Source organism: Streptomyces sp. NPDC043867 (assembly GCF_056435845.1).
The window spans coordinates 255026-276600 of the sequence record NZ_JBWKDS010000004.1 but is presented as its reverse complement, the minus strand read 5'-3'; the positions used below and the strand labels follow the sequence as shown (position 1 = coordinate 276600).

General features: G+C 73.5%; 17 protein-coding genes and 1 pseudogene. 8 read left to right on the top strand and 10 right to left on the bottom strand.

From position 1 onward, the window contains the following. Entirely contained in the window at positions 1-1029 is a 1029-nt protein-coding gene (locus AC069T_RS06290; RefSeq protein WP_478781607.1) for an isopenicillin N synthase family dioxygenase, read from the bottom strand. An 801-nt stretch (positions 1030-1830) separates the two neighbouring features. Between AC069T_RS06290 and AC069T_RS06285 the strand changes: the two genes are divergently transcribed. Then, the gene (locus AC069T_RS06285) at positions 1831-3222 is read left to right on the top strand and encodes a PAS domain-containing protein (protein WP_478781606.1); all 1392 of its coding nucleotides are present in this window, start codon (positions 1831-1833) and stop codon (positions 3220-3222) included. A 52-nt stretch (positions 3223-3274) separates the two neighbouring features. Here the strand turns inward: AC069T_RS06285 and AC069T_RS06280 are convergent, their stop codons facing one another. Then, the gene (locus tag AC069T_RS06280) at positions 3275-4030 is read right to left on the bottom strand and encodes an SIS domain-containing protein (protein WP_478781605.1); all 756 of its coding nucleotides are present in this window, start codon (positions 4028-4030) and stop codon (positions 3275-3277) included. Positions 4031-4334: 304 nt separating this feature from the next. Between AC069T_RS06280 and AC069T_RS06275 the strand changes: the two genes are divergently transcribed. Further along, positions 4335-5027 (top strand): iron-dependent transcriptional repressor DtxR, encoded by a 693-nt coding sequence (locus tag AC069T_RS06275; RefSeq protein ID WP_478781604.1) that lies wholly within the window; start codon positions 4335-4337, stop codon positions 5025-5027. A gap of 620 nt (positions 5028-5647) precedes the next feature. After that, positions 5648-6577: an alpha/beta fold hydrolase gene (locus tag AC069T_RS06270; protein WP_478781603.1), complete on the top strand. Its 930-nt coding sequence runs from the start codon at positions 5648-5650 to the stop codon at positions 6575-6577. A gap of 342 nt (positions 6578-6919) precedes the next feature. Here the strand turns inward: AC069T_RS06270 and AC069T_RS06265 are convergent, their stop codons facing one another. Both AC069T_RS06265 and AC069T_RS06260 read right to left on the bottom strand, forming a co-directional pair. Continuing rightward, a complete protein-coding gene (locus AC069T_RS06265) occupies positions 6920-7207 on the bottom strand; it encodes a hypothetical protein (protein WP_478781602.1) in 288 nt (95 codons plus the stop codon). A gap of 323 nt (positions 7208-7530) precedes the next feature. Beyond that, the gene (locus AC069T_RS06260; RefSeq protein ID WP_478781601.1) at positions 7531-8337 is read right to left on the bottom strand and encodes an aminoglycoside phosphotransferase; all 807 of its coding nucleotides are present in this window, start codon (positions 8335-8337) and stop codon (positions 7531-7533) included. Positions 8338-8488: 151 nt separating this feature from the next. Between AC069T_RS06260 and AC069T_RS06255 the strand changes: the two are divergent. Next, positions 8489-9055: pseudogene (locus AC069T_RS06255) on the top strand (hypothetical protein); the annotation flags it as partial. A gap of 167 nt (positions 9056-9222) precedes the next feature. On the opposite strand, the gene AC069T_RS06250 reads toward AC069T_RS06255, so the two are convergent. The 3 genes from AC069T_RS06250 to AC069T_RS06240 form a co-directional block, all read right to left on the bottom strand. Then, positions 9223-10857, bottom strand: a complete 1635-nt coding sequence (locus AC069T_RS06250; protein WP_478781600.1) for a transporter — start codon at positions 10855-10857, stop codon at positions 9223-9225. Further along, positions 10854-11645 carry an ABC transporter ATP-binding protein gene (locus AC069T_RS06245; RefSeq protein WP_478781599.1) on the bottom strand — a complete coding sequence of 264 codons (792 nt, stop codon included), beginning with the start codon at positions 11643-11645 and terminating at the stop codon, positions 10854-10856. Before AC069T_RS06245 ends, AC069T_RS06250 begins: the two co-directional genes overlap by 4 nt. A gap of 102 nt (positions 11646-11747) precedes the next feature. Further along, positions 11748-12407: a bifunctional DNA primase/polymerase gene (locus tag AC069T_RS06240; protein ID WP_478781598.1), complete on the bottom strand. Its 660-nt coding sequence runs from the start codon at positions 12405-12407 to the stop codon at positions 11748-11750. A 315-nt stretch (positions 12408-12722) separates the two neighbouring features. Between AC069T_RS06240 and AC069T_RS06235 the strand changes: the two genes are divergently transcribed. Next, positions 12723-14108, top strand: coding sequence for a transcriptional regulator (locus AC069T_RS06235; protein ID WP_478781597.1), 1386 nt, complete (start codon positions 12723-12725; stop codon positions 14106-14108). Between the two features lie 237 nt (positions 14109-14345). Continuing rightward, positions 14346-16400 carry a DNA polymerase III subunit gamma/tau domain-containing protein gene (locus AC069T_RS06230; protein WP_478781596.1) on the top strand — a complete coding sequence of 685 codons (2055 nt, stop codon included), beginning with the start codon at positions 14346-14348 and terminating at the stop codon, positions 16398-16400. 37 nt (positions 16401-16437) lie between these two features. On the opposite strand, the gene AC069T_RS06225 is transcribed toward AC069T_RS06230, so the two are convergent. Beyond that, the gene (locus AC069T_RS06225) at positions 16438-17751 is read right to left on the bottom strand and encodes an ABC transporter substrate-binding protein (protein ID WP_478781595.1); all 1314 of its coding nucleotides are present in this window, start codon (positions 17749-17751) and stop codon (positions 16438-16440) included. A 117-nt stretch (positions 17752-17868) separates the two neighbouring features. Here AC069T_RS06225 and AC069T_RS06220 point away from each other — a divergent pair, with 117 nt between their 5' ends. Together AC069T_RS06220 and purU are read left to right on the top strand one after the other, a co-directional pair. Further along, positions 17869-18369, top strand: coding sequence for an SCO4402 family protein (locus AC069T_RS06220; RefSeq protein WP_478781594.1), 501 nt, complete (start codon positions 17869-17871; stop codon positions 18367-18369). A gap of 47 nt (positions 18370-18416) precedes the next feature. Beyond that, entirely contained in the window at positions 18417-19298 is an 882-nt protein-coding gene (gene purU, locus AC069T_RS06215) for a formyltetrahydrofolate deformylase (RefSeq protein WP_478781593.1), read from the top strand. Between the two features lie 106 nt (positions 19299-19404). On the opposite strand, the gene AC069T_RS06210 is transcribed toward purU, so the two are convergent. Next, positions 19405-20742, bottom strand: a complete 1338-nt coding sequence (locus AC069T_RS06210) for a maleylpyruvate isomerase N-terminal domain-containing protein (protein ID WP_478781655.1) — start codon at positions 20740-20742, stop codon at positions 19405-19407. Positions 20743-20888: 146 nt separating this feature from the next. Continuing rightward, the gene (locus AC069T_RS06205) at positions 20889-21464 is read right to left on the bottom strand and encodes a sigma-70 family RNA polymerase sigma factor (protein WP_478781592.1); all 576 of its coding nucleotides are present in this window, start codon (positions 21462-21464) and stop codon (positions 20889-20891) included. Between the last annotated feature and the right edge of the window lie 111 nt (positions 21465-21575).

Below are 21575 nucleotides of genomic sequence, written 5' to 3'. Positions count from 1 at the left end.
TCACGCGGGCACGAGCAGCCCCGCGTGGTGGCGGGCGGCGACCAGCGGATGCGCGCGGAGCTTGCCCTTCAGCTCGTTGCGCCCGTACTCCGCGAAGAGCGGGTTGGCCGGGTCCGTCGTCACCCCCGGCGCCGCGGGCGCGTGCGGGAACGGCAGCGGCTCGATCCGGGCGTCGAGCCGCGGGTTGTAGAAGAACGGCACGGAGAACCGCTCGGTGGCCCCGGGCGGGCTGACCACCCGGTGGCTGGTCGCCAGCAGGTAGCCGTTCGTCGCCACCTCCAGCAGCTCGCCCAGGTTGACGACGAACGCCCCCGGGACCGGCGGCACGTCGTGGAAGAGCCCGTCCGCGCGCTGCACCTGGAGTCCGCCCACCTCGTCCTGGAGCAGCAGCGTCAGGAACCCGTAGTCCTTGTGCGCGCCCACTCCCTGGCCGGCGCCGTCGCCCGCGCTGCCCGGGTACCGCACCAGCTTCAGCTGCGGATGGGCACGCTCCCCGAACGCGGGCTCGTAGAAGTCGCCGGGCGCCCCGATCGCGGTCAGCAGCTCGCGCAGCAGCCGCGCCGCGACGGAGCTGAGCCGGTCGATCCACGCGAGCGCGGCGGTACGCAGTTCCGGCAGCGCGGCCGGCCACTGGTTGGGGCCCTGCAGCCACCAGTACGCCGGTTCGTCCGGGCCCGGGGTCCTGGCGGGCCGCTCGGGGCCGATGTCGAGCTGGTCCCGCCAGTCCCGGCTGCCGCCCGTCCGCTCGTCCCCGGTGCGGGTGTAGCCGCGGAAGTGCGGGGAGTTGACGTTGTCGAGGGCCAGCCGGTCGGCCTCCGGGAGCGCGAAGAACCGCCGCATGGCACCGAGCAGGGCGGAGGTCTCGGCCTCCGGCACCCCGTGCCCGACGAGCTGGAAGAAGCCCACGTCGTGGGCGGCGCTGTGCAACTGCGCGTGCAGCAGCGCACGCGCCTGAGGACCCCGGCCGGCGGCCGACAGGTCGATGATGGGGAGCTGCTGGTACGACGGGTTCGTCGCGGCATTCGTCATGGGATGCGTCCGCAGGGGTGTACGGGTGCCCGGGCCGCCGCCGGGGGTGGGGCGGGCGCCACGGGTGCCGGGTGGGCGTGGAGAAGGAGAGGGGCACTCCCGGGAAGAACCGGGAGGCGGGTGGTGCGGGGCCGGGGTCAGACGGACCGTCGACAGCCCGTGCTCGTGACGCGGACGTAGTCCACGTGGCGGCGTCGTACGAGCGAAAGCATGCGCCCAGCGTACTGCGGGTCCCACGAGCGGGATGCGGCCCCGGTCACATCCGTGGTCCGCTACCGCGAAGTCCGCCGGCTGCGGGCGATCCGCGCCCCCCGACGCAGGCGACCCGCGGGCTCTGGTCCCCTCGCCAGGGCGAGGAGGCCGGCCGGACGTACCGGCGAGCCCGCGGGTCGGGTGACTGCGTGGAAATTCGGCCGGCTGCACGCGCGAACGCGCGCGCTGGTCCGGCACCGCACTGCATGGGGTGGCGGGCCGCTAGCCCGCAGCCACCTCGCTCGTCCGGGTTCCATACATCTGCCGGATCACCTCCTTTCTCAGCGTGCGCCCAGCCTAGGAACCGATCCCGCACGGCTCAACCGTTTTTTCCGGGACGCCTGCGGTTGGGCATCCCGGGCAGGCGAGGGACCATGGGAAGTGCGCGGCGACGGAGCCGCCGGGGACCAGGGGACGGAGCTTCGCCCCGCGACGATTTCCCCCGAACTTCGGGGAACGTGGTGTGGGCTGGGTCACGTTCCAGTTGAATGATGACGAGTGAGCGAACCGACGCGCCGTACGTGCGGACGCAGCCTGCAGGGGGTTCAGGTGAGTGCTTCCCGGCGTAGTGGGACCACCGACGAGCTGGGCCCGGACGAGCCCGAGCACGACGGTTCGGATCTTCTTGCCGCGCTGCTGGACGGGATGGACGCGGCGCTGTGCGCGTTCGACGCCGACGGTGTCGTCACGCACTGGAACCGCGAGGCCGAGCGGATCCTCGGCTGGACCGCGGCCGAGGCCGTCGGCCGGCGCGGGTTCGCCGGGTGGGCCGTGCGGACCGCGGACGCGGCGGAGGTCGCGGAGCGGCTGATGTCCGCGATGGACGCGCCCGGACGGCAGGTCCACGAGTTCGCGCTGGTCACCAAGGACGGCGGCCGCGTCCTCGTGCGGACGCAGTCGGCGGCCGTCCGCGGACCCGACGGCAAGCCCGCCGGGGTCTACTGCGCCTTCAGCGAGGTGCACACCCAGATCGACCTGGAGCGCTCCATCGCCCTGAGCGAGGCCCTCTTCGAGGACGCCAGCTGGGGCGTGGTGCTCGTGGACGCCGACCTGCGGCCCGCCGTGGTGAACGCCCACGCGGCCCGGGCCCTCGGCATCGGGCGCACCGCCGTCCTCGGCCGCCCCCTGGGCGAGCTGCTCGCCCAGGGCGTCGAGGAACTGGAGAGCGCGCTGACGCACGTACTCGCCGAGGGCGCCCCGCCCGCGCCCGCCGAGATGTGGGTGAGCGTGCGCACGGCGGAGGGCGACAGGCGCCGCTGCTGGCGCAGTGGTTTCCTGCGGCTGGCCTCGCCGCTCACGGAGGAGCCCGTCCCGCTGGGGGTCGGCTGGCTCTTCCAGGACGTGACCGAGTCCAAGCAGACGGAGCAGGAGGCCGCGCTGCTGCGGTTCCGCGCCAACCAGCTGCACCGGGCCGCGCGGGCCGCCGCGGAGTGCGAGGACCCCGCCGAGGCGGCCACCGTGCACCTGGACTTCGCGCTCGCCGGATTCGCCGACCACGCGCTGATCGACCGCGTGGCGGGCGGCCCGGTGGCCGACGGCGACGCCGACACCCCGGTGCGGCTGGTCCGGGACGCGGCCACACCCGCCGGGGCACCGGGGCCGAGCCTGCCGGGCGGGAAGGCGGGGATCCCCGTCCGGTACGCGCCGAGCCATCCCGCGCTCCAGTGCGTGGAGCGGTCCGGATCGGTGCGGGCCGGCGCGGGGAACGCCACTCCCGAGGCGGCCCGCGAGTGGGCCGTGGCCCGGCAGTGGCCGGCGGACTCCGTGCACGCGCTGTGCGCCGTACTGCGCAGCCGCGGCCGCACGCTGGGCGTCGTGACGTTCCTGCGGGGCGCGGGGCGCAGCCAGTTCGAGCGGGCGGACGCGGTGTACGCGGAGGACGTGGCCGTCCGGATCGCGGCGTCGCTGGACCTGGCGGCCCTGGTGACGCCGGACCGGTGACCCGGGGCGGAGGTCCGGTGGCGGCTGGAGCTCCCCGGAGCCCGGTTCCGGCTCAGTGGCGGTAGAAGATCCGGTCCGCGTACTCGCTCATCACCCGGCCGTTCCAGTCGTGGCCGCCGTCGACGTTGCCCGAGCGCAGGAGCGGGGGCTCGATGCCGCGCTCGGCCAGGGCGCCGGCGGCCGTGGCCATCACGGCCTGGAGCAGCGCGGCGGTGACCACCGTGGAGGCGGGGGCGAAGGGCGCCGGGATGGCGTCCACGCTCAGCTCCGCGTCGCCGACAGCGATCTTCGAGTCCAGCACGATGTCGCAGTGGTCCTTGAGGTAGGTGCCGGAGACGTGCCGCGATCTGGTCTCCGAGGCGTAGGCGACCGACGTCACGCCGACGACCTTCAGGCCGAGGGCGCGGGCGTTCACCGCCATCTCGACGGGAAGGGCGTTGCGTCCGGAGAGGGAGACGATCACGAGGAGGTCGCCGGCGCGGGCGGGGCTGGAGTCCAGGACGGCGCTCGCGAGGCCGTCGACCCGCTCCAGCGCGGAGCCGAGCGTGGCGGGCATGACGTCGACGCCGACGACACCGGGCACGGCGAGCAGGTTCATCAGGGCGAGGCCGCCCGCGCGGTATACGACGTCCTGCGCGGCGAGCGAGGAGTGCCCGGCGCCGAAGGCGAACAGGCGGCCCCCGTCGGCGACGGTGTCCGCGACGAGCGTGCCCGCCGCCTCGATGGCGTCGGCGTCCTCGTCCCGCACCCGCTGAAGCAGGCCGATGGCGGCGTCGAAGAACTGCCCGGCCAGCTTGCTCTCGCTCATCGGCGAAGCCCCTTCGAAGTCGCGTCGGCGGCGGCACGCCGGTGTGGGCGGCGGCCCGGAGCCGGCGAACCGGCGGCCCGGCGGGGCCGTGCTCCCGTCGTGTCGCGGATCACGTTGCGGTCTGGACCAGTGCCCTGTCAATACGGCCCCCGCGGGCACCGCGGGCAGGCCGCCCGGGCACCGCGCAGCGCGCGGTTTCCCCGGCACGGCACGGTTGTCGGTGGTATGCGTCAGAATTGGGTCCAGGGCCAGCGCACGCGCCGGAGAGCGGTCCAGCTCTCGGCAGAGCAATCGAGGGGCACGTATGTCCGGACTGATCGACACCACGGAGATGTACCTCCGCACCATCCTCGAGCTGGAGGAGGAAGGTGTGGTCCCCATGCGCGCCCGGATCGCCGAGCGGCTCGACCAGAGCGGACCGACGGTCAGCCAGACGGTGGCGCGGATGGAGCGCGACGGCCTGGTGGCCGTGGCGACCGACCGTCACCTGGAGCTCACCGAGGAGGGCCGCCGCCTCGCCACCCGTGTGATGCGCAAGCACCGGCTGGCGGAGTGCCTGCTGGTCGACGTGATCGGTCTGGAGTGGGAGCAGGTGCACGCCGAGGCGTGTCGCTGGGAGCACGTGATGAGCGAGGCGGTCGAGCGCCGCGTCCTGGAGCTGCTGCGGCACCCCACCGAGTCGCCGTACGGGAACCCGATCCCGGGTCTTGAGGAGCTGGGCGAGAAGGACGGCGCCGACCCGTTCCTCGACGCGGGCATGGTGTCGCTGGCCGACCTCGACCCGGGCGCGGACGGCAAGACCGTCGTCGTCCGGCGTATCGGCGAGCCCATCCAGACGGACGCGCAGCTGATGTACACGCTGCGGCGGGCGGGCGTGCAGCCCGGCTCGGTCGTGAGCGTCACGGAGTCGCCCGGCGGCGTGCTGGTCGGCAGCGGCGGCGAGGCCGCGGAGCTGGTGGCGGACGTCGCCTCCCACGTGTTCGTCGCCAAGCGCTGACCTCCGGCGAGCCGCCCCTCCGAGTCCCTTCGGGTGTCAACTGCCGCGCGGCCAGGGGCAGTTGTGACGCCTTGTCGATCCCGTCGAATTCGAGATCCAGTGCGCGGAATCGCAGCGCCGCGACCGTTTGCGTGCGACGCTGTCGCGTGAGGCATATGACCGAGGGGTTCTTGGCCGTCGTCCGACAGCGATGTCACGCGGGCCGGGAGGGAGCGGGAGATGTGCCGCAGACGTGGAGAGGGCCCCGGCGCCGCTCGGCGCCGGGGCCTGTCCTCCCCTGTGCTGACCCGGAGCCCCGAGCTCCCAGGGTCATCCCCGCCGGACCCTTTCCCCGAGTGGTCCGTTCCCCGTGGAAGATCTCCCCTCGGTGGCGGCGGTCAACCCCTGAGGGAGGTCACTCGAATGAGGGGTGTTGTCGTGCGGGAGCCCCTTTTCGAATCCCCATTCGATAGCGTGGGGGTGACGGATCATGTGTGACGTGCGCTGTATCACCGGGCACGTGGTGGCGAGGTGAGCGGCGCGCACGGCGGGACCCGGCAGGAGCGGCAGGACGGCCAGCGGTACGGAAATGGACCGGCGGGAGTGAGCGGTCCGAGCGAGCCAGGGGGGTGCCAGGACCAATGGTGCGGCGCATCGACGTGACCGGAGCGGCCGGCGTACGGCTCGCGGCCTGGGAGTTCGGCGACCCTCCGAAGGGCGATCCGGGCCGGGCGGCGGAACCGGCCGTGACCGTGCCCGCGCAGGCAGGTCCCGGGCGGTTAGCCGCCGAGCGGACCGAGCGGGGGCCCGGCGTGCTCCTGCTGCACGGCCTGATGGGCCGTGCCTCGCACTGGGCGTCGACCGCCCGCTGGCTCTCCGAGCGGTATCGCGCCGTGGCGCTCGACCAGCGCGGCCACGGGCAGAGCGACAAGCCCCCGGAGGGGTTCTACACCCGCGAGGCCTACGTAGAGGACGCCGAGGCCGCGCTCGAACAGCTCGGTCTCGCGCCGGCGGTCGTCATCGGCCACGCGATGGGCGCGCTGACCGCCTGGCAGCTCGCCGCCAAGCGTCCTGACCTCGTCTGCGGCCTGGTCATCTGCGACATGCGGGCCTCGGCCCTGGGCGCCGCGTCGCAGCGGGAGTGGGAGGACTGGTTCAAGGCCTGGCCCGTCCCGTTCGCGACGCTGGCGGACGTCCGCAAGTGGTTCGGCGAGGACGACCCCTGGGTGGAGCGCCCCAATCCGGCCCGCGGGGAGTTCTACGCCGAGGTGATGTCCGAGTCGGGTGACGGCTGGCGCCCCGTCTTCGAGCCGGAGCAGATGCTCAAGTCCCGCGAGACCTGGGTGTACGACGCGCACTGGGAGGAGCTGACCCAGGTCCGGTGCCCGGCCCTGGTGGTCCGCGGCCTCGACGGCGAGCTCGGCCGCGCGGAGTCCCAGGAGATGGTCCGCGTCCTGCCCCGCGGCGAGTACGCGGAGGTCGCCGACGCCGGCCACCTCGTCCACTACGACCAGCCCGACGCCTGGCGCGCGGCGATCGAGCCGTTCATGGACAGCGTCCTGACGAAGTGAGTGCGGCCGACCGGGCGGCCCGGTGATCCCGGCCGCGGAGGCGGGCGCCCTTGGCTGCGCGCCGCGCGAACTTCGGCCCCCGGGGACGCGGCACCGCCTCGGGAGCGGGGCCGGGCGGGCGTCGGGCACCACGCGGCCGGTAGGGCCATGCCCGGCTGACGGAGGCGGCAGCGGCGCATTCGGGTCTCCGCCGGGCGGGAGCCGGCCCCCGGGGGCGTTCGGGTCTCCAGCGCCCTGGATACCCCCACGCGGTGAGCTGGGGGTCGCCGGTGTAGTGCTGGGCCACTCCGCTGGAGACTCCGCCGAGCAGAAGGCCAAGGAGGAAGATGCGCACGTGCCCTCCTACCGGGCGGGCCGAGAGACGCCGCTCACGTAGGCGCCGATGCCTCGCCGCTGGATGACGCCCCCGGGTACCACGCGCGCGTTGACGGGCGGCTCGGGGATCTTGGGCTTGGCGCGATGGCTCTGATCGCCGCCGATCAGGTGCCGGTTGTCGATCAAGGCGGCCCAGTCGGTTTCGGCGACGTCCTCATAGGGGCGTCGGCCGTTACGGCAGTAGACCTCCAGGGCGTCCACGCGCGTGCCTGCGATGGCAGTGAAGGAGCTGCGGAAGTCGGCAGCCTTGGCCACACGTTCCTCGACTTTGATCTCGGCGGCGACGATCCAGACGTGCGCGAGGGACGTCTGAACCTCTTCGACTGCGGGAGGCGGGTGGTCTCTTCCAGCGGTGCGGCAAAGAGGTCAGCGAACGGCTCGAAGAAAAAGCTGTTCGGTACCGTCAAGAACTGGCATCGGCACTGTCAGGGTCCTCCCGGCGGCGATACATCAGAGCGTGGCCGAGCGTCAACGGCTAGCCACGCCTGTGTGGACGGACTGACCGCGCTGTGCGTTACACGTAATGCCCGAACCCCCGCCGAGGCGGGGGTTCGGGCATTACGTGAGAGCGGTGTGAGTTAGGGGTGGGACTGGCGGTGCTCGTTCCAGGCTCGCGCGGCGTCTCGCATCGGGTTCGCCCAGTCGTCTTCGCTCTCGGCAGCGATCGAGCCCCACAGGCGGTGCTGCACTTTTGCCAGGACGTCGAGGCCAGCGGCGGGGGCCTTGTCCCACGCCGGGTGTGCGGCGGCTGCATTCTCGGCTTGGCCCGGCGTGTGGCCGTGCGCGATGAGCCAGAGCAGCCACAACGCTGGGTCGATCCAGGCTGCCCCAAGGGACGCCCATCCCCAGTCCACGAGCAGCGCCTGGCCGTCCTTCAAGAGGACGTTGTGCGGGTTCCATTCGGTGTGCAGGAAGGAGTTGCCAGCGAACCAGGACAGGTCTGCCGGGTCGTCCACGTACCCGCGAAGCCGGTACGGCATGGTCTTCAGCTCGATCGGCGGCGCCGTGGGCAGTTCGCTCAACCTGATCATGGCGGCCATGACGGCGGGCACGTCCTGGGAGTTGGGCGTGAGGTCCGCGTGGCCACCCTCTACATACTCGAAGGCGAGAAGGCTCCAGCCGTCCGCTTCAACGTGCCAGAGCAGTTCCGGTGCGATACCGCGGACGTAGGGGGCGATCTGCGCCTCGCGGGTCTGGGTCCATACCCGCGGGTGATCGAGCGGCAGTCCCTTGACGAACATGGTCCGCTCGGACGTACGCACGCGGGCCGCGATGGTGCTGTTCAGCCCTGCGGCGACGGTCCCGACGTCGGCCACGGGGCCGCTGGCCTTTTCGATCAGGCGCAGTGCGGCTGCCGGGAGGTGGGTCAGGCGCGGGGTGGGCAAAGGAGGCTCCTGTCTTGAGTCGGTGCCGGGGCCGCCGGTCATGCACGGCCCCGGCACTGAACGTCAAGGGTCAGTTGTACGGGTTGTCTTCTCCGCAGCCCGGCAGGGTGCCCGCGGTGACTTCCTCCATGTCGGCGATGAGTACGACCTCTCCTCGAACCTCGGTCATGGGCGGATGGCGCTGGAGCTGGCCGATTCTGCGGCCGAAGCGGAGCCGTCGGCCGGCCCCCGCCTGGTGGCCTTCCTGCGCGGGCAGCAGGCGCATGCGGCGTCCATGGTCGGAGATCGCCGTCAGGCCCACACCCGCCTGCGGGAAGCTGAGACCGCACTGTCGCAGGCCGACAACCGGCGTGACGCGATCGGCGGATACGACAAGACCGCGTACCTGTTCCACGTCTCCCACGTGCTGATGGAGGAGGGCGACCTGTCGGGAAGCGTCAACGCGATGAAGCAGTCGATCCGGTTTCAGCCAGCCCAGGAACGGCAGGGCCGTGTTCACGCCTACGCGGTCCTGGCGCAGCGGGAATTGCGCCTGGGACACTTGGACGCCTCATGCCAGTCGTGGGGGCGATTCCTCGACGAGTACGAGCATGTCTCGTCCGTTCGCGGAGACGACCACTTCCACACGATGCGTAAGGAGCTGGCGCCGTACGCCAAGGCCCAGGCCGTACGGGAACTTGCTAGCCGGGCGCGCGAGGTTGCGGCGGCCAAGACCTGACATACAGGTGCCTCCGGGGGAGCTGTCGGCAACCTCGGAGGCACCCTTTCAAGATGCGACCATCTTGGCCACAGGGGCAAATCTTCGGAATCTGCTCCTGCGTGGCCCGCCACGCGGACAGCTAGTTGATGACGGCCCTGTTCGAGGTCTCCCGGAAGCACGTGGGGTCAGCCCTTGTTCACCGCCGTCAGGATCTCCGGCAGTCGCCGGGCCGTGCGAGGGGCGGCGAGGCGCAGGCCGAGCAGCGTGATCAGCGCGCCGTACGCGGTGCCGGCCGGCAGCAGCAGCCACGTCCACGCGTCGCCGTCCGCGGCCACGTTCAGCCAGATCGTGAGCGCGATGACCGGGGCGCACAGCAGCGCCGCCGCGACCATCCCGCCGAAGATCGAGATCCAGGCGAGGCCCGCCTGGCCCGGGGCCACGTTCTTGTAGCCCTCCTGCGGGATCGAGTACGGGAAGCGGGCCGACGACCAGGCGCCGGTCGCCAGCATCGCGCCGAGCAGCGCGAAGGACAGCCCGAGGACCTCCGGCAGCCGGGCCCAGTCGCCGAGCAGCGCGGTGGTCGCGACGGTCACGAGCGTCGCGTACGGCAGCGTGATCACCAGCAGCGCCAGTGCCCGCCCGCGCAGCTCGACGTACGCGTCCCGGGTCGACGAGATCGTCATCGCGACCATCCAGAACGCGGAGGTGTCCTGCCCGAACTGGTTGTACATCTGGATGCCGAGCATGCCGGCCGCGAAGCACGCGAAGTAGACCGACCCGGTGCCCTGGAGGGCGTTGAACACAGGCACGATCAGCCCGACGGCGAGCGAGGTCACCCAGGCCGCCTTGGTCTTCGGGTCGCGCCACACGTAGCGCAGGCTCCGCTCCATGACGGTCCCGGTGCGCCCCGCGGGCAGCAGCCGGCTCAGGCCCGTCGAAGCGCGTTCCCGGGCGGCGGGCTCGGCCGCCTGAAGCGTCGACCCGTCCGGCGAGGTCATCAGCCGGGTCAGACTCCGCGACCAGAGGACCAGCAGGCCCGCCAGAGCGGCCCCGGTGAGCAGGAGCTGGGCGGCCGCGACACCGTACGAGCCCTCGCTCACCGCGTGCACCGCGCCGATCGCCGAGGCGGGCGGCACCCACCGCAGCACGTCGCCCGCCGGTTCGAGCGCGGACAGCCCGCCCGCCGAACCGAGCCGCTGCGCGCCGAAGTTGACCAGCTGCGCGCCGACGGCGATGACGAGGCCGCTGAGCACCGCGAGGTCGCGTCCCCGGCGGCTGGTCAGCAGCCGGATGTTGGCGGCCGCGACGGCCCGCGCGAGGGCCACGCAGACGAGCAGCGCGAGCGCCGCGGCGACCACCGCGGTGACGTACGCCGCCGGGCCGTGCGCGACGGCGAGCACGGAACCGCCGAGCAGGCAGAGCGTGAACAGCGGCCCGATGCCGACCAGGGAGGCCGCGAGCAGCGCCCGCACCAGGGGCCGCGGACGCAGCGGCAGCATCACCAGCCGGGTGGGGTCCAGGGTCTCGTCGCCGCTGGGGAAGAACAGCGGCATCACCGCCCAGCCGAGCGCGAGGACCGCCACCAGCAGGACGGTGACGGCGGTGGCGTGGGCGTTGCCGCGCAGGGCGATCAGGCCGGTCAGCTGGAGCGCGGCGAAGAGGAGCACGAGCACGGTCGAGGTGATGTACGTGGCCCGCCGCCCGGACGACTGCCGCAGCCCGTTGCGCAGGAGCGACAGCTTGAGACGTACGAAGACGGAAGTGACGGAGGCGGCGGGTGCGGCGGGTGCGGCCGGACCCGGGGCGGGGGCGGTGTTCACCGGGCGCCGCCGCCGAGCCAGTCGAGGTCGGAGCCGGCGGTCCGGCCGTGCGCGCCGACGAGTTCGAGGAAGGCGTGCTGGAGCGAGGGGGCGTCGCCGCGGACCTCGGCCAGCGGGCCGTGCGCGCGGATGCGTCCGGCCGCCAGCACAGCCACCCAGTCGCACAGGGACTCGACGAGCTCCATCACGTGGGAGGAGAAGACGACGGTGGCGCCGGAGGCCGTGTAGCGCTCCAGGACGCCCCGGATGATCTGCGCGGACACCGGGTCCACACCCTCGAACGGCTCGTCGAGGAAGAGGACTTCGGGGTTGTGCAGGAGTGCGCAGGCCAGGCCGATCTTCTTGCGCATGCCCGTCGAGTAGTCGACGACGAGCTTGTGCTGGGCGCCCGCGAGGTCGAGGACGTCCAGGAGCTGGGTGGCCCGCTTGTCCACCTCGGCGCCGGGCAGTCCGCGCAACCGGCCGGTGTACGCGAGGAGTTCGCGCCCGGACAGCCGCTCGAAGAGCCTGAGTCCCTCGGGCAGGACCCCGATCCGGGCCTTGACCTGCACCGGGTCGCGCCACACGTCGTGGCCGACGACCTCGACGGTGCCCTGGTCGGGCCTGAGCAGCCCGGTCACCATCGAGAGGGTGGTGGTCTTCCCGGCCCCGTTCGGTCCGACGAGTCCGATGAACTGACCCGCGGGCACCTCCAGATCGATCCCGGCGACGGCGATCTGGTCCCCGAACCGCTTCCAGAGCCCTCGTACGCGTACGGCGGGCACATCCACCCCTGCTGCCTCGGTCATACAAGCACCCTAAGGGGAGCGACCCCGCTGCCGACGGGGTGCGGGGAACCGCGTGACCGGCCGCGGCGGGCCCGGGCGCACGGGGCGCGGGACCGCCCGGCGCTACCGGCGCGCGTCCCGCCCGCAGGCGTAGGCGAGCGGCGGGACGAGCTCCTCCGCGTCCGGCAGCCAGCGGTTCGCCGGGGTCGGCCGGCAGGCCCACTGCACGGCACCCCGGAACCCGTAGCGCGTGGGCGGGGCGGCCACGTACGTGCCCTCGCCGAGCGCGAGCAGGTCGAGGGAGGCGGGCGGCCAGCCGAGCGTGCGGACGAGGTCGGGGAGTTTGGCCGCGGCCCCCGGGAGGACGAAGAACTGCATGCGCCGGTCGGGCGTGCAGGTCACCGGGCCGAGCGTCAGCTCCATGCGCTCCATGCGCGCGAGGGCCAGGAACCCGGCGGTCTCGGGCACGTCGATGGCGTCGAACGTCCGTCCCGTGGGCAGCAGGACCGAGGCCGCGGGCTGCGTCGACCACATCCGGCGGGCGACGGACGCGCTGCCCGTCGCCCGGGTCGCCCAGTCCCCGCTCGCCGGGTGTGCGCCGGGCAGGGCGCACGCGGGCTCACCGCAGGAGCAGCGCTGCGTGCCGTCGACCGCCTCCAGCCAGGTGCCGGGGAACACGTCCCAGTGGCGCTCCTCGACGTAGCGCACTGCGGCGTCCAGCAGCGCTTCGCCGCGCTGCACGGGGATCTGAGCGGTCTCGGTGCCTGCGATGGTCTCGTCCACGGTCAACTCAACTCCCGCACCCACCCCGGGTTACGGGCGGCGTGCGCGCGGGGGAGGAGCACCGCGCCCGCATCCGGGGCGCACGGGTGCACGGGCGGGGGCGCGCACGGGCAGCGGCAGCGGGGGGTGGGTAACCCCCTGTGGGGTCGGGCAATCGCCTTTACCCCGGCAATCCTCACATGCCTCGCATCTTCCTTATCTCGACGGGGCATTGATCTTCCTGGCCGCCTCCGCACTCCGAGGGGCGGCCACAGAGGACACGTCAACTCCGTGCGTGGGCAGGCACGCGAGTCGCCAGAAAGCAGGGGGTACGCCATGGCCGCAAGGCCGCTCGTCGCGCGGCAGCCGAACGAACGACTGCAGGCGCTCATCCAGGAAGCGGGCTGCTCGAACGCAGGACTGGCCCGCCGGGTCAACATGTGCGGCGCGGAACACGGACTGGACCTGCGCTACGACAAGACGTCCGTGGCGCGCTGGCTTCGCGGACAGCAGCCGCGGGGACGGGCGCCGGCGGTCATCGCCGAGGCCCTGGGCCGCAAGCTGGGCCGTACGGTCACCATCGACGAGATCGGCATGGCCAACGGCAAGAACCTCGCGTCCGGCGTCGGGCTCCAGTTCTCGCCGACCGTCCTCGGAGCCATCGAGCAGGTCTGCGAGCTGTGGCGCAGTGACGTGGGGCGCCGGGACTTCCTCTCCGGCTCGTCCGTTGCGGCCTCCGCGCTGGTCGAGCCGAGCCGCGACTGGCTGATCTCCGCACCGGACTCGCAGGTCGCCCGCGCGGCGGGGCCGCGTGTCGGCCTGCCGGACGTGGCGGCGGTCCGCGCGATGACCCAGGCGCTCGTGCAGCTGGACCACCAGTACGGCAGCGGCCACGTACGGCCCGTCGTCGTGCACTACCTGAACAGCGTGGTCTCGGGGCTGCTCGCGGGCTCCTACCGGGAGGCGGTGGGGCGCGAACTGTTCGCCGCGGTCTCGCGGCTGACCGAGCTGGCCGGCTACATGGCCGTCGACACCGGGCAGCCCGGGCTCGCCCAGCGGTACTACATCCAGGCGCTGCGGCTCGCCCAGGCGGCCGGTGACCGCGGGTACGGCGGCTACGTGCTGGCCGCGTCCATGAGCCACCTGGCCGCGCAGCTCGGCAACCCGCGCGAGATCGCGCAGCTGGCCCGCGCGGCCCAGGAGGGGGCGCGCGGCCGGGTGACCCCGCGTGCGGAGTCGATGTTCCACGCCGCGGAGGCACGCGGGCACGCGCTGATGGGCGACGTGCGGGCGGCGCAGCTGGCGTCGGGGCGGGCGGTCACCGCCCTGGAGTCGGCGGACGCGGCCTCCGGGGACGACCCGACGTGGATCGCGCACTTCGACGAGGCCTATCTGGCCGACGAGCTGGCGCACTGCCACCGGGACCTGGGGCAGGCCGAGGCGGCGGCGCGGTGCGCGCAGGAGTCCCTCGCGGGGCACCCCGAGTCGCGGGCGCGGCGGCGGGCGATCGGTTTCGTGCTGCTGGCCACCGCGCAGGTGCAGCAGCGCGAGATCGAGCAGGCCTGCCACACGGGCCTGCGTGCCGTCGAACTCCTCGGCACCCTGCGGTCGAACCGCGGGGCGGAGTATCTGGAGAATTTCCAGCAGCGGCTGGAGCCGTACCGCGAGGAGGCCGTGGTAAGGGAGTTCGGGGCGCGGATGGATCTTCAGGCGGCGGCCTGAGCGGTCGTCTGCGGGGCTGTGGCGCGCGCGAGGTGAACGGACGGGGCGCGGCAGCGTGAACAGCGGGGAAACCGGTGTGCACGGGGTGGAGGGAGGCGTGCGGGGCGCACCGGGGGGCGGTTTCGGCGTCGCGGTCGCCGGGGCGGGGGCCGGGCCATGTGCTGCGTGGCACGGGGTTGTCGGGACCCGGTAGCGTGAGCCGACGATTCCGAAGGTCCCCCATTCGTAGGAGTCCCGGTGACACAGAGTGGACAGGGCGATTCGCCCTCGGCGCGACCCGCGCGCGAAGGCATCGTGCTGCCCTCCGACGGCGGAGAACCTCTGCTGCCGGGCACGACGGGTGACCGCACGGCGCCGGCCGGCGGTCAGACCTGGGACGGCGGGTGGAGCCCCACCGCCGCCCCGGACCAGGACCCCCGGACCGGCCGGCACGCACAGCCCGGCCAGGGCCCCGCGCAGCCCGGCTGGGGAGCCCCCGCCGAGGGCACGGGCTCGCCGTCCCAGGCGCAGGGTTCCGGGCAGTATGCCCAGCCCGGTCAGGGCGGCACGCAGCAGGGTCCCGGCCCGTCCGGCTGGGGAGCCCCCGCCGACGGCGCGGGCTCGCAGTCCCAGACGCAGGGCCCCGGGCAGTACGCACAGCCCGGCCAGGGCACGCAGCAGGGTTCCGGGCAGTACGCACAGCCCGGCCAGGGCACGCAGCAGGGTTCCGGCCCGTCCGGCTGGGGAGCCTCCGCCGACGGTGCGGGCTCGCCGTCCCCGGCCTGGGGCGCGTCCGAGCCGCACCACTCCGCCCCCGCCCCGGACTGGGGCGCCCCCGCCAACGCCCCCGCGAACTGGACCGAGGCCGGGACCGGCCAGGCCTGGGACGGGTCGGCGGCGGCCCAGGGCTGGACCGACCCCGGTGCCGCACAGGGGTGGGGCGGGACCCCGCCGCCGTCGCAGCCGCTGCCGCCGGAGGGCACGCGGCCGGGCCACCACGGCACCGGCGGCCACCGTGCGCCGCAGGCACCCGGTGCGCACGCCTCCGCGCCGCCTCCGCAGGCCCCCGACGGTCGTCACGCGCCGTCGCACCGCGCCGGTGCCGCCTCGCCGCTGCCGCCCGCCGCGCCCGTCGACGAGGGCGCCACGCAGTACCTGCCGCCGGTCCCCGCAGCGCCCGACGAGGGCGCCACGCAGTATCTGCCGCCCGTCCCCGCCGCGCCCGTCGACGAGGGCGCCACCCAGTACCTGCCGCCCGTCCCCGCAGCGCCTGACGAGGGTGCCACGCAGTTCCTGCCCCCGGTAAGCCCCGGCGCCCTGCCGCCCGAGGTGCCCTCCGACGCGACGCAGTACCTGGGGCGCGCGAACCACGCCGCGCCGGGACCGCTGCCGTCCGCGGGGCACCCGGACGCCGAGGCCACGCAGTACATCGCCCCGGTCCCCGCGGAGCCCGCCGGAGCCTCGTACGGGATACACCCGGGGGGCCCGGAGGACCGTACGCCCCCCGCGGAGTTCGACAACCTCTTCCGCAGCGAACCGGAAGGGCCCGCGTCCACACAGCAGTTGCCCCGGATCGACTCCCCGTCCCGGCGGGCCCCGCAGGGCGCGGGTCCCGGCGCGCCGGGCGGCCGGGCCGCCGCGCGCCGCGGCGCCGACGGCGGCAGCGGCGGGGGCGGGCGCAGCCGCACCGGCTCGCGCGTGCCGGTGATCGCCGCGGTCGGCGTCGGCATCGCCGTCCTCGGCATCGGGGCCGGCGCCCTGCTCAGCACCGGTTCGGGCAGCGACGAGAAGAACGAAGGCGAGCCCGTCTCGGCGGCGGCGTCCACCGGGGCGCAGTCGCCGTCCGCCTCCGCCGACCCGGCGAAGGCGCAGGCGGTCGCGCTGGACAAGCTCCTGGCGGACAGCAACGGCAGCCGGGACTCCGTGATCAAGGCCGTCGGCAACGTACGGGCGTGCAACAACCTCGGCCAGGCGGCCACCGACCTGCGTGCCGCGGCCGGCCAGCGCAACAACCTCGTCACCCGGCTGTCCCGCCTCAAGGTCGACAAGCTGCCGAACCACGCGGACCTGACCACCGCGCTCACCAACGCGTGGAAGGCGTCCGCGTCCGCGGACAACCACTACGCGGCGTGGGCCGATCAGGTCGCCGGCAAGCACGGCTGCCACAAGCACCGCGCCCGCACCACCGCACAGTCCCAGGCGGGCGACCGGGCGAGCGGCACCGCAAGCGCGCAGAAGAACAAGGCCGCGGTGCTGTGGAACTCCATCGCGTCCACGTACGGACTGACCCAGCGTCAGTCGACGCAGCTCTGAGGTCCGTTGTCCCCGGGGGAGGCCGGCGGCCGCGCGCTCACAGGGAGTTCGAGGCCGCGCTCTCCAGCGTCTTCGACACGTTGACGAACCCGCGCCTGGCGGAGACCAGCCGGCCCTGGCGTACGACCTGGACGGTCACGTCCGCGTTGATCAGACGCGGGAAGTCGACCGCCGCCAGCAGGTCCCCGAAGCGCCAGCTGAGCGTGGGCGTGAGCCGGCCGGTGGTGACCTTGAGGCCGTCGTCGAGCTTGCGCCGGACGGTCCGGGCGCTCACCTCGCCGTCGCCGAGGGCCTCCAGGGCCCGGTGCAGGACGTTGTAGGCGATCCACGTGGTCTGAACCCCGGCGTCCGAGGGGTCGATCCGGTTGTCGTCGAAGGCCTGCTCGCGGATCACCGCCTTCATGGCGTTCCAGCGCGCGTCGCTCGAAGCCGGGTACCAGCTGGTGACGTAGGCGTTCTCGTACGGGCCCGAAGGCCCGCCGGTGGCGTCGATCACCGTCTGGTCGACGCTGCCCAGCACGGACGCGGTGCGCACCTTCGGGTAGTCGTCCCGGTGGTGGCGGAAGGAGTCCATGTAGGCGGCGGTGCGGTCCCCGAGCGCGGACACCACGCAGCCGCGCTTCGCGGGGTCGGAGGTCGCCCGGCCGAGGGCCTGGGAGACCTGCGCCGAGTACTCGGTGGAGTCCTCCGCCGCCCGTATGTCCACGGCCGGCGCGTGCCGCTTGCGCTCCAGGCCCGCGCCGATGAGCACCGGGAGTTCGTCACCGGCGATGGTGTCCGGGCGGACGAGCACGACGGGCCCGCAGGTCTCGCCGAGCTCCTCGCCCAGGCCGGCCAGCAGCGCGGGCTGCCCGCCGTTGACGGGGTAGGAGAGCGGGCTCTTGAACTCGTCGTCGGTGAGGCCGTAGCCGCCGATGTACGGGATGCCGGCGCCCTGCAGCGGGGAGAGGAAGGAGCTGCCGTGCTGGCTGTAGGAGCCGACGACGGCGACGACGTCCTCCCTGGCCGCGCGCCGGGCGCACTTCGCGGCGTCCACGGAGTCGTTGTGGTCGTTGCAGGTGAGCACCCTGAGCTCGCGGCCGTTGATGCCGCCGCGGGAGTTGACCCAGCGGGCGTACGCCTGCGCCATGGCGGGCATGCCGGGCTTGTTCGTCGCGGCGGTCTCCTCGGGGGCCCAGGTCATGACGGTGATGGAGTCGCCCCCGGAACCCCCTGTGACACCGGGGACGACTCCACAGCCGACGGCGATCGACGCACACACCGCCAGAGCGCCTGCCGCCAGCAGCGTGGCCTTCAGGGGGCGGGACGGTCGGGAGGGGGAGGAACTGCGGGTGCGTCGCCTGCCGGTCATGCCCATGCACGATTCCGTCACATCACCAACCCGGGAGTGACCATCGGTCAACACACGGTGACATACAGGTGAACAACGGGGTGCGGTGAGCGCCTTTGTGAAGGGAACGTACGATCGATGACCGTGCAAGGTTCGGAGAAGTCTTCCCGTCGCGGGCACCGCTCATCCACCATGGGCGGCATGCCACTGAACGACATGCCGTGGTGGCGCTGGCGCAGCAATGTGCGCTCCGCGCTGCACATGCTCTCCGACCCAGGGTTCCAGCGGGACGTCTGGCTCGCGGGCGTCGAGGGGTACGGGGACGTCACCGACGCCGTGTACCGCCTGGTCGAGGACACCTGGCTGGACAACTGGTCCGCCGAGAAGTACGTCGGCACGATCCTCCGCGACTCGCAGGAGGCGGCCCTCGTCGACACCGCCGTGCTGCGCGTCCTGCGGATCATGCACCAGGTCGGCCCCGACGCGCCGGTCTCCGCCTATCTCGACCACCACGCGTGGCCGGAGGCGGTCCGCGCCGCCCGCGAGGCGCACGTGCGCCTCGCGACGAGCGACGGGGACGACCCCGACGTGCCGCCCCGCACGCTCGAAGTGCTCCGGATCCTGACCCGGTCCGCCTAGCGATACACCCGCCCGGCGGGGCTGCCGGGTATGGGACCCTGGCGTGCATGAGTGAGCAGTCCGTCCCCGCCGCCGCGCCCGCCGAGCAGTACGTCCTCATCCTCTCGTGCCCCGACAAGCAGGGCATCGTGCACGCCGTGTCGAGCTATCTCTTCATGACCGGCTGCAACATCGAGGACAGCCAGCAGTTCGGCGACCACGACACGGGCCTGTTCTTCATGCGGGTCCACTTCTCGGCCGAGGCACCGGTGACGGTGGACAAGCTCCGCGCGAGCTTCTCCGCGATCGGCGACGCCTTCCACATGGACTGGCAGATCCACCGGGCCGAGGACCGCATGCGGGTCGTCCTGATGGTCAGCAAGTTCGGCCACTGCCTGAACGACCTGCTCTTCCGCGCCCGGATCGGCGCGCTGCCCGTCGACGTCGCCGCCGTGGTCTCCAACCACACCGACTTCGCCGAACTCGTGGCGTCGTACGGCGTCCCCTTCCACCACATCGCGGTGACGAGGGACACCAAGGCGGAGGCCGAGGCGCAGCTCCTGGAGCTGGTGCGCGCCGAGGACGTGGAGCTGGTCGTCCTGGCCCGCTACATGCAGGTCCTCTCGGACGACCTGTGCAAGCAGCTGAGCGGCCGCATCATCAACATCCACCACTCCTTCCTGCCGAGCTTCAAGGGCGCCAAGCCGTACCACCAGGCGCACGCCCGCGGTGTGAAGCTCATCGGTGCCACCGCGCACTACGTGACGGCCGATCTCGACGAGGGCCCGATCATCGAGCAGGAGGTCGAGCGCGTCGGCCACGACGTGACCCCGGACCAGCTCGTCGCCATCGGCCGCGACGTGGAGTGCCAGGCCCTGGCCCGCGCGGTGAAGTGGCACGCGGAACGCCGCATCCTGCTCAACGGCCGCCGCACGGTGGTCTTCGCGTAGCCGCGGCCTCCGGGCGGGCACACCCCGGGCGGCACCCCGCCTCCGGCCGTGTCCGCCTGCCTCCGGCCGCATATGACGACATCCGGCCGCATCCAGCCGCGTCCGCCTACATCCGGCTCAAGGACGCCGCCGCGCTCAGCACGTCCTTGATCGCCTCCCGGTCCCCGTCCTGCCCGGCGGCGGCCTCCTCGGGCGGTACGTGCCCCGCGGCCAGCCGGCAGAACTCCACCCCGTCCAGCGCGACATGCGCGACCTCCCGCTCGGCGGAGGCGACCGCGCCAGGCGAGTCGAGCGGGACGAGCCACTCCCCGCCGCCCGCTCCCTCGATCTCCAGCCGCAGGCTGCGGCCGGGCGCCCCGGCGGCGACGAGATGCCGGGCCGGCGGGGACGACAGACCCGCGCGGCGCCGCTCGGCCAGCGACACGGGCAGCATGCGGGCCGCCAGGTCGATCATCCGGTGCAGATGGCGGGGTGCGGGCGGCTCGTACGGGTAGTCCACCGCTTCGGCTATGTCGCCCGCGTGCACCCAGCACTCGAACGCCCGGTCCAGCATGGAGTCGCGCAGCGGCAGCTCGAAGCCGCCGTACGGCACGGGAAGGAGCCCGGAGCCGCCGCCCGCGAAGGACACCGTCCGGACCAGGTTGTGGCTCTGCTCCCGCCAGGGGCCGCGCAGGGCACGGGTGGGCGGGAAGTGCGACGCGGCCCAGTACGCCTCGGTCCGCCTGGCGGGCGACCCCTCGTCCGCGCGGGTCCCGCCCAGCGGATCGTCCAGACCCAGCGCGACGGCGACCAGACCGTCGACGCTGAGCAGGTGGGCGATCACTCCGGCGACGGTCGTACGGCGACTCACGGGACCTTCGCCGTCGAACCAGCGCAGCCGCACGGGCGCGTGCCACTCGGCGCCGCCGATGTCCTGCAGCAGCGCGTCGAGCCGTGCGGTCTCCGCGTCGTACGGGGCCGCCCAGTCGGGCACCGGGATGCGCGGCGGACGCCGGCCGAGGCAGCCCTCCAGGACCCTGGTGCGCAGCGTCGGGTCGAGGTCGAGGCTCTCGGCCGGGTGCAGCAGTCCGACCGCCTCGCGCAGCCGGCGGGCCTCGTCCGCGCAGGCGCCGCACTCGCCGAGGTGTTCCTCGACGGTCAGCGTCTCCTCCGGTGAGCAGGCGGCGAGCGCCCAGGCGCCGAGGAGCGATTTCAGGACACGGTGCTCCAGGAGCAGCGGCGCGGGGGAGCGGAGCGCCGCGGCCGGGTCCGGCTCGGGAAGCGGAAGTCCGGTGTCCTCGACGGAGGCGCGCGGCAGCGGGATGAGCGCCGGCCGGCCGGGACCTTCCCCGGAACCGGTCTCCCCGGGACCGCTTTCCACGTCACCGTGGCCGCCGGGCCCTTCTCCGGGACCGCTTTCCACGTCACCGTGGCCGCCGGGCCCTTCTCCGGGACCGCTCTCCACACCGCCGGGACCTTCCCCGGGACCGCTCTCCACGTCACCGGGACCGCCGGGCCCTTCTCCGGGACCGGCCTCCCCGCCGCCGGGACCGCCGTGTCCCCCGTGCGCGCCCTCCGGGCCGAGGCCGTCGAACCGCTCGGCGTCCCCGGTCACCGCGTGCTCCCCGGTTCGGGCGGGGTCCCGGACGGACCGGCGTCGTGCGCCGTCGACAGCAGCTGGAGTCCGAGGCGCAGCCGGCGGCGGGCCTCGTCCTCGGTGATGCCGAGGTCCGCGGCGGTCCGGCGGTAGTCGCGGCGCTGGAAGTAGGCCCGCTCCAGGGCGGCCCGCAGCGGGGTGGGCATCGAGGTGACGATGTAGTCCGCGCGGGCGGCCACCGAGGCGCGGCGCACCCGGCGTTCCAGCTCCTCCGCGCTGCCCCGGCCGCCGGCCAGCGCGGCGGTCTCGGTGACGCGCAGGCGCTGCACGGCGAGCCGGTGGGTCAGCGTGGCGACCCAGGAACGCAGCGGGCCCTGCTTGGGGTCGTACGCGTCCGGGTTCTCCCAGACGTGGGCGAAGACTTCGCGGGTGATGCCGTCGGCCGCGTGCTCGTCCCCGAGGACGCGGTGGGCGAGTCCGTGCACGAGCGAGGCGAACCGGTCGTACAGCTCGCCGAGCGCCGCCGCCTCCCCGCGAGCGAGCCGCTGCTGCATCTTGCGGTCCCAGCGGGGCGGTGCGTCCTTCGCCATACGGCCCCTCACCCCTGCTTGTCGTGGTGCCCGTCCTGCTGGGTCCAGCCTGTGCGCATCGCTGTCCTGAATGTAGTCGGCACGTCCGACAACGCACGCCCCTTTACGGCA

Coding starts and splice junctions, on each gene's coding strand:
- AC069T_RS06290 (WP_478781607.1), bottom strand. CDS start 1,029: ATGACGAATGCCGCGACGAACCCGTCGTACCAGCAGCTCCCCATCATC.
- AC069T_RS06280 (WP_478781605.1), bottom strand. CDS start 4,030: ATGAGCGAGAGCAAGCTGGCCGGGCAGTTCTTCGACGCCGCCATCGGC.
- AC069T_RS06275 (WP_478781604.1), top strand. CDS start 4,335: ATGTCCGGACTGATCGACACCACGGAGATGTACCTCCGCACCATCCTC.
- AC069T_RS06270 (WP_478781603.1), top strand. CDS start 5,648: ATGGTGCGGCGCATCGACGTGACCGGAGCGGCCGGCGTACGGCTCGCG.
- AC069T_RS06245 (WP_478781599.1), bottom strand. CDS start 11,645: ATGACCGAGGCAGCAGGGGTGGATGTGCCCGCCGTACGCGTACGAGGG.
- AC069T_RS06235 (WP_478781597.1), top strand. CDS start 12,723: ATGGCCGCAAGGCCGCTCGTCGCGCGGCAGCCGAACGAACGACTGCAG.
- AC069T_RS06225 (WP_478781595.1), bottom strand. CDS start 17,751: ATGACCGGCAGGCGACGCACCCGCAGTTCCTCCCCCTCCCGACCGTCC.
- AC069T_RS06220 (WP_478781594.1), top strand. CDS start 17,869: ATGACCGTGCAAGGTTCGGAGAAGTCTTCCCGTCGCGGGCACCGCTCA.
- purU (WP_478781593.1), top strand. CDS start 18,417: ATGAGTGAGCAGTCCGTCCCCGCCGCCGCGCCCGCCGAGCAGTACGTC.
- AC069T_RS06205 (WP_478781592.1), bottom strand. CDS start 21,464: ATGGCGAAGGACGCACCGCCCCGCTGGGACCGCAAGATGCAGCAGCGG.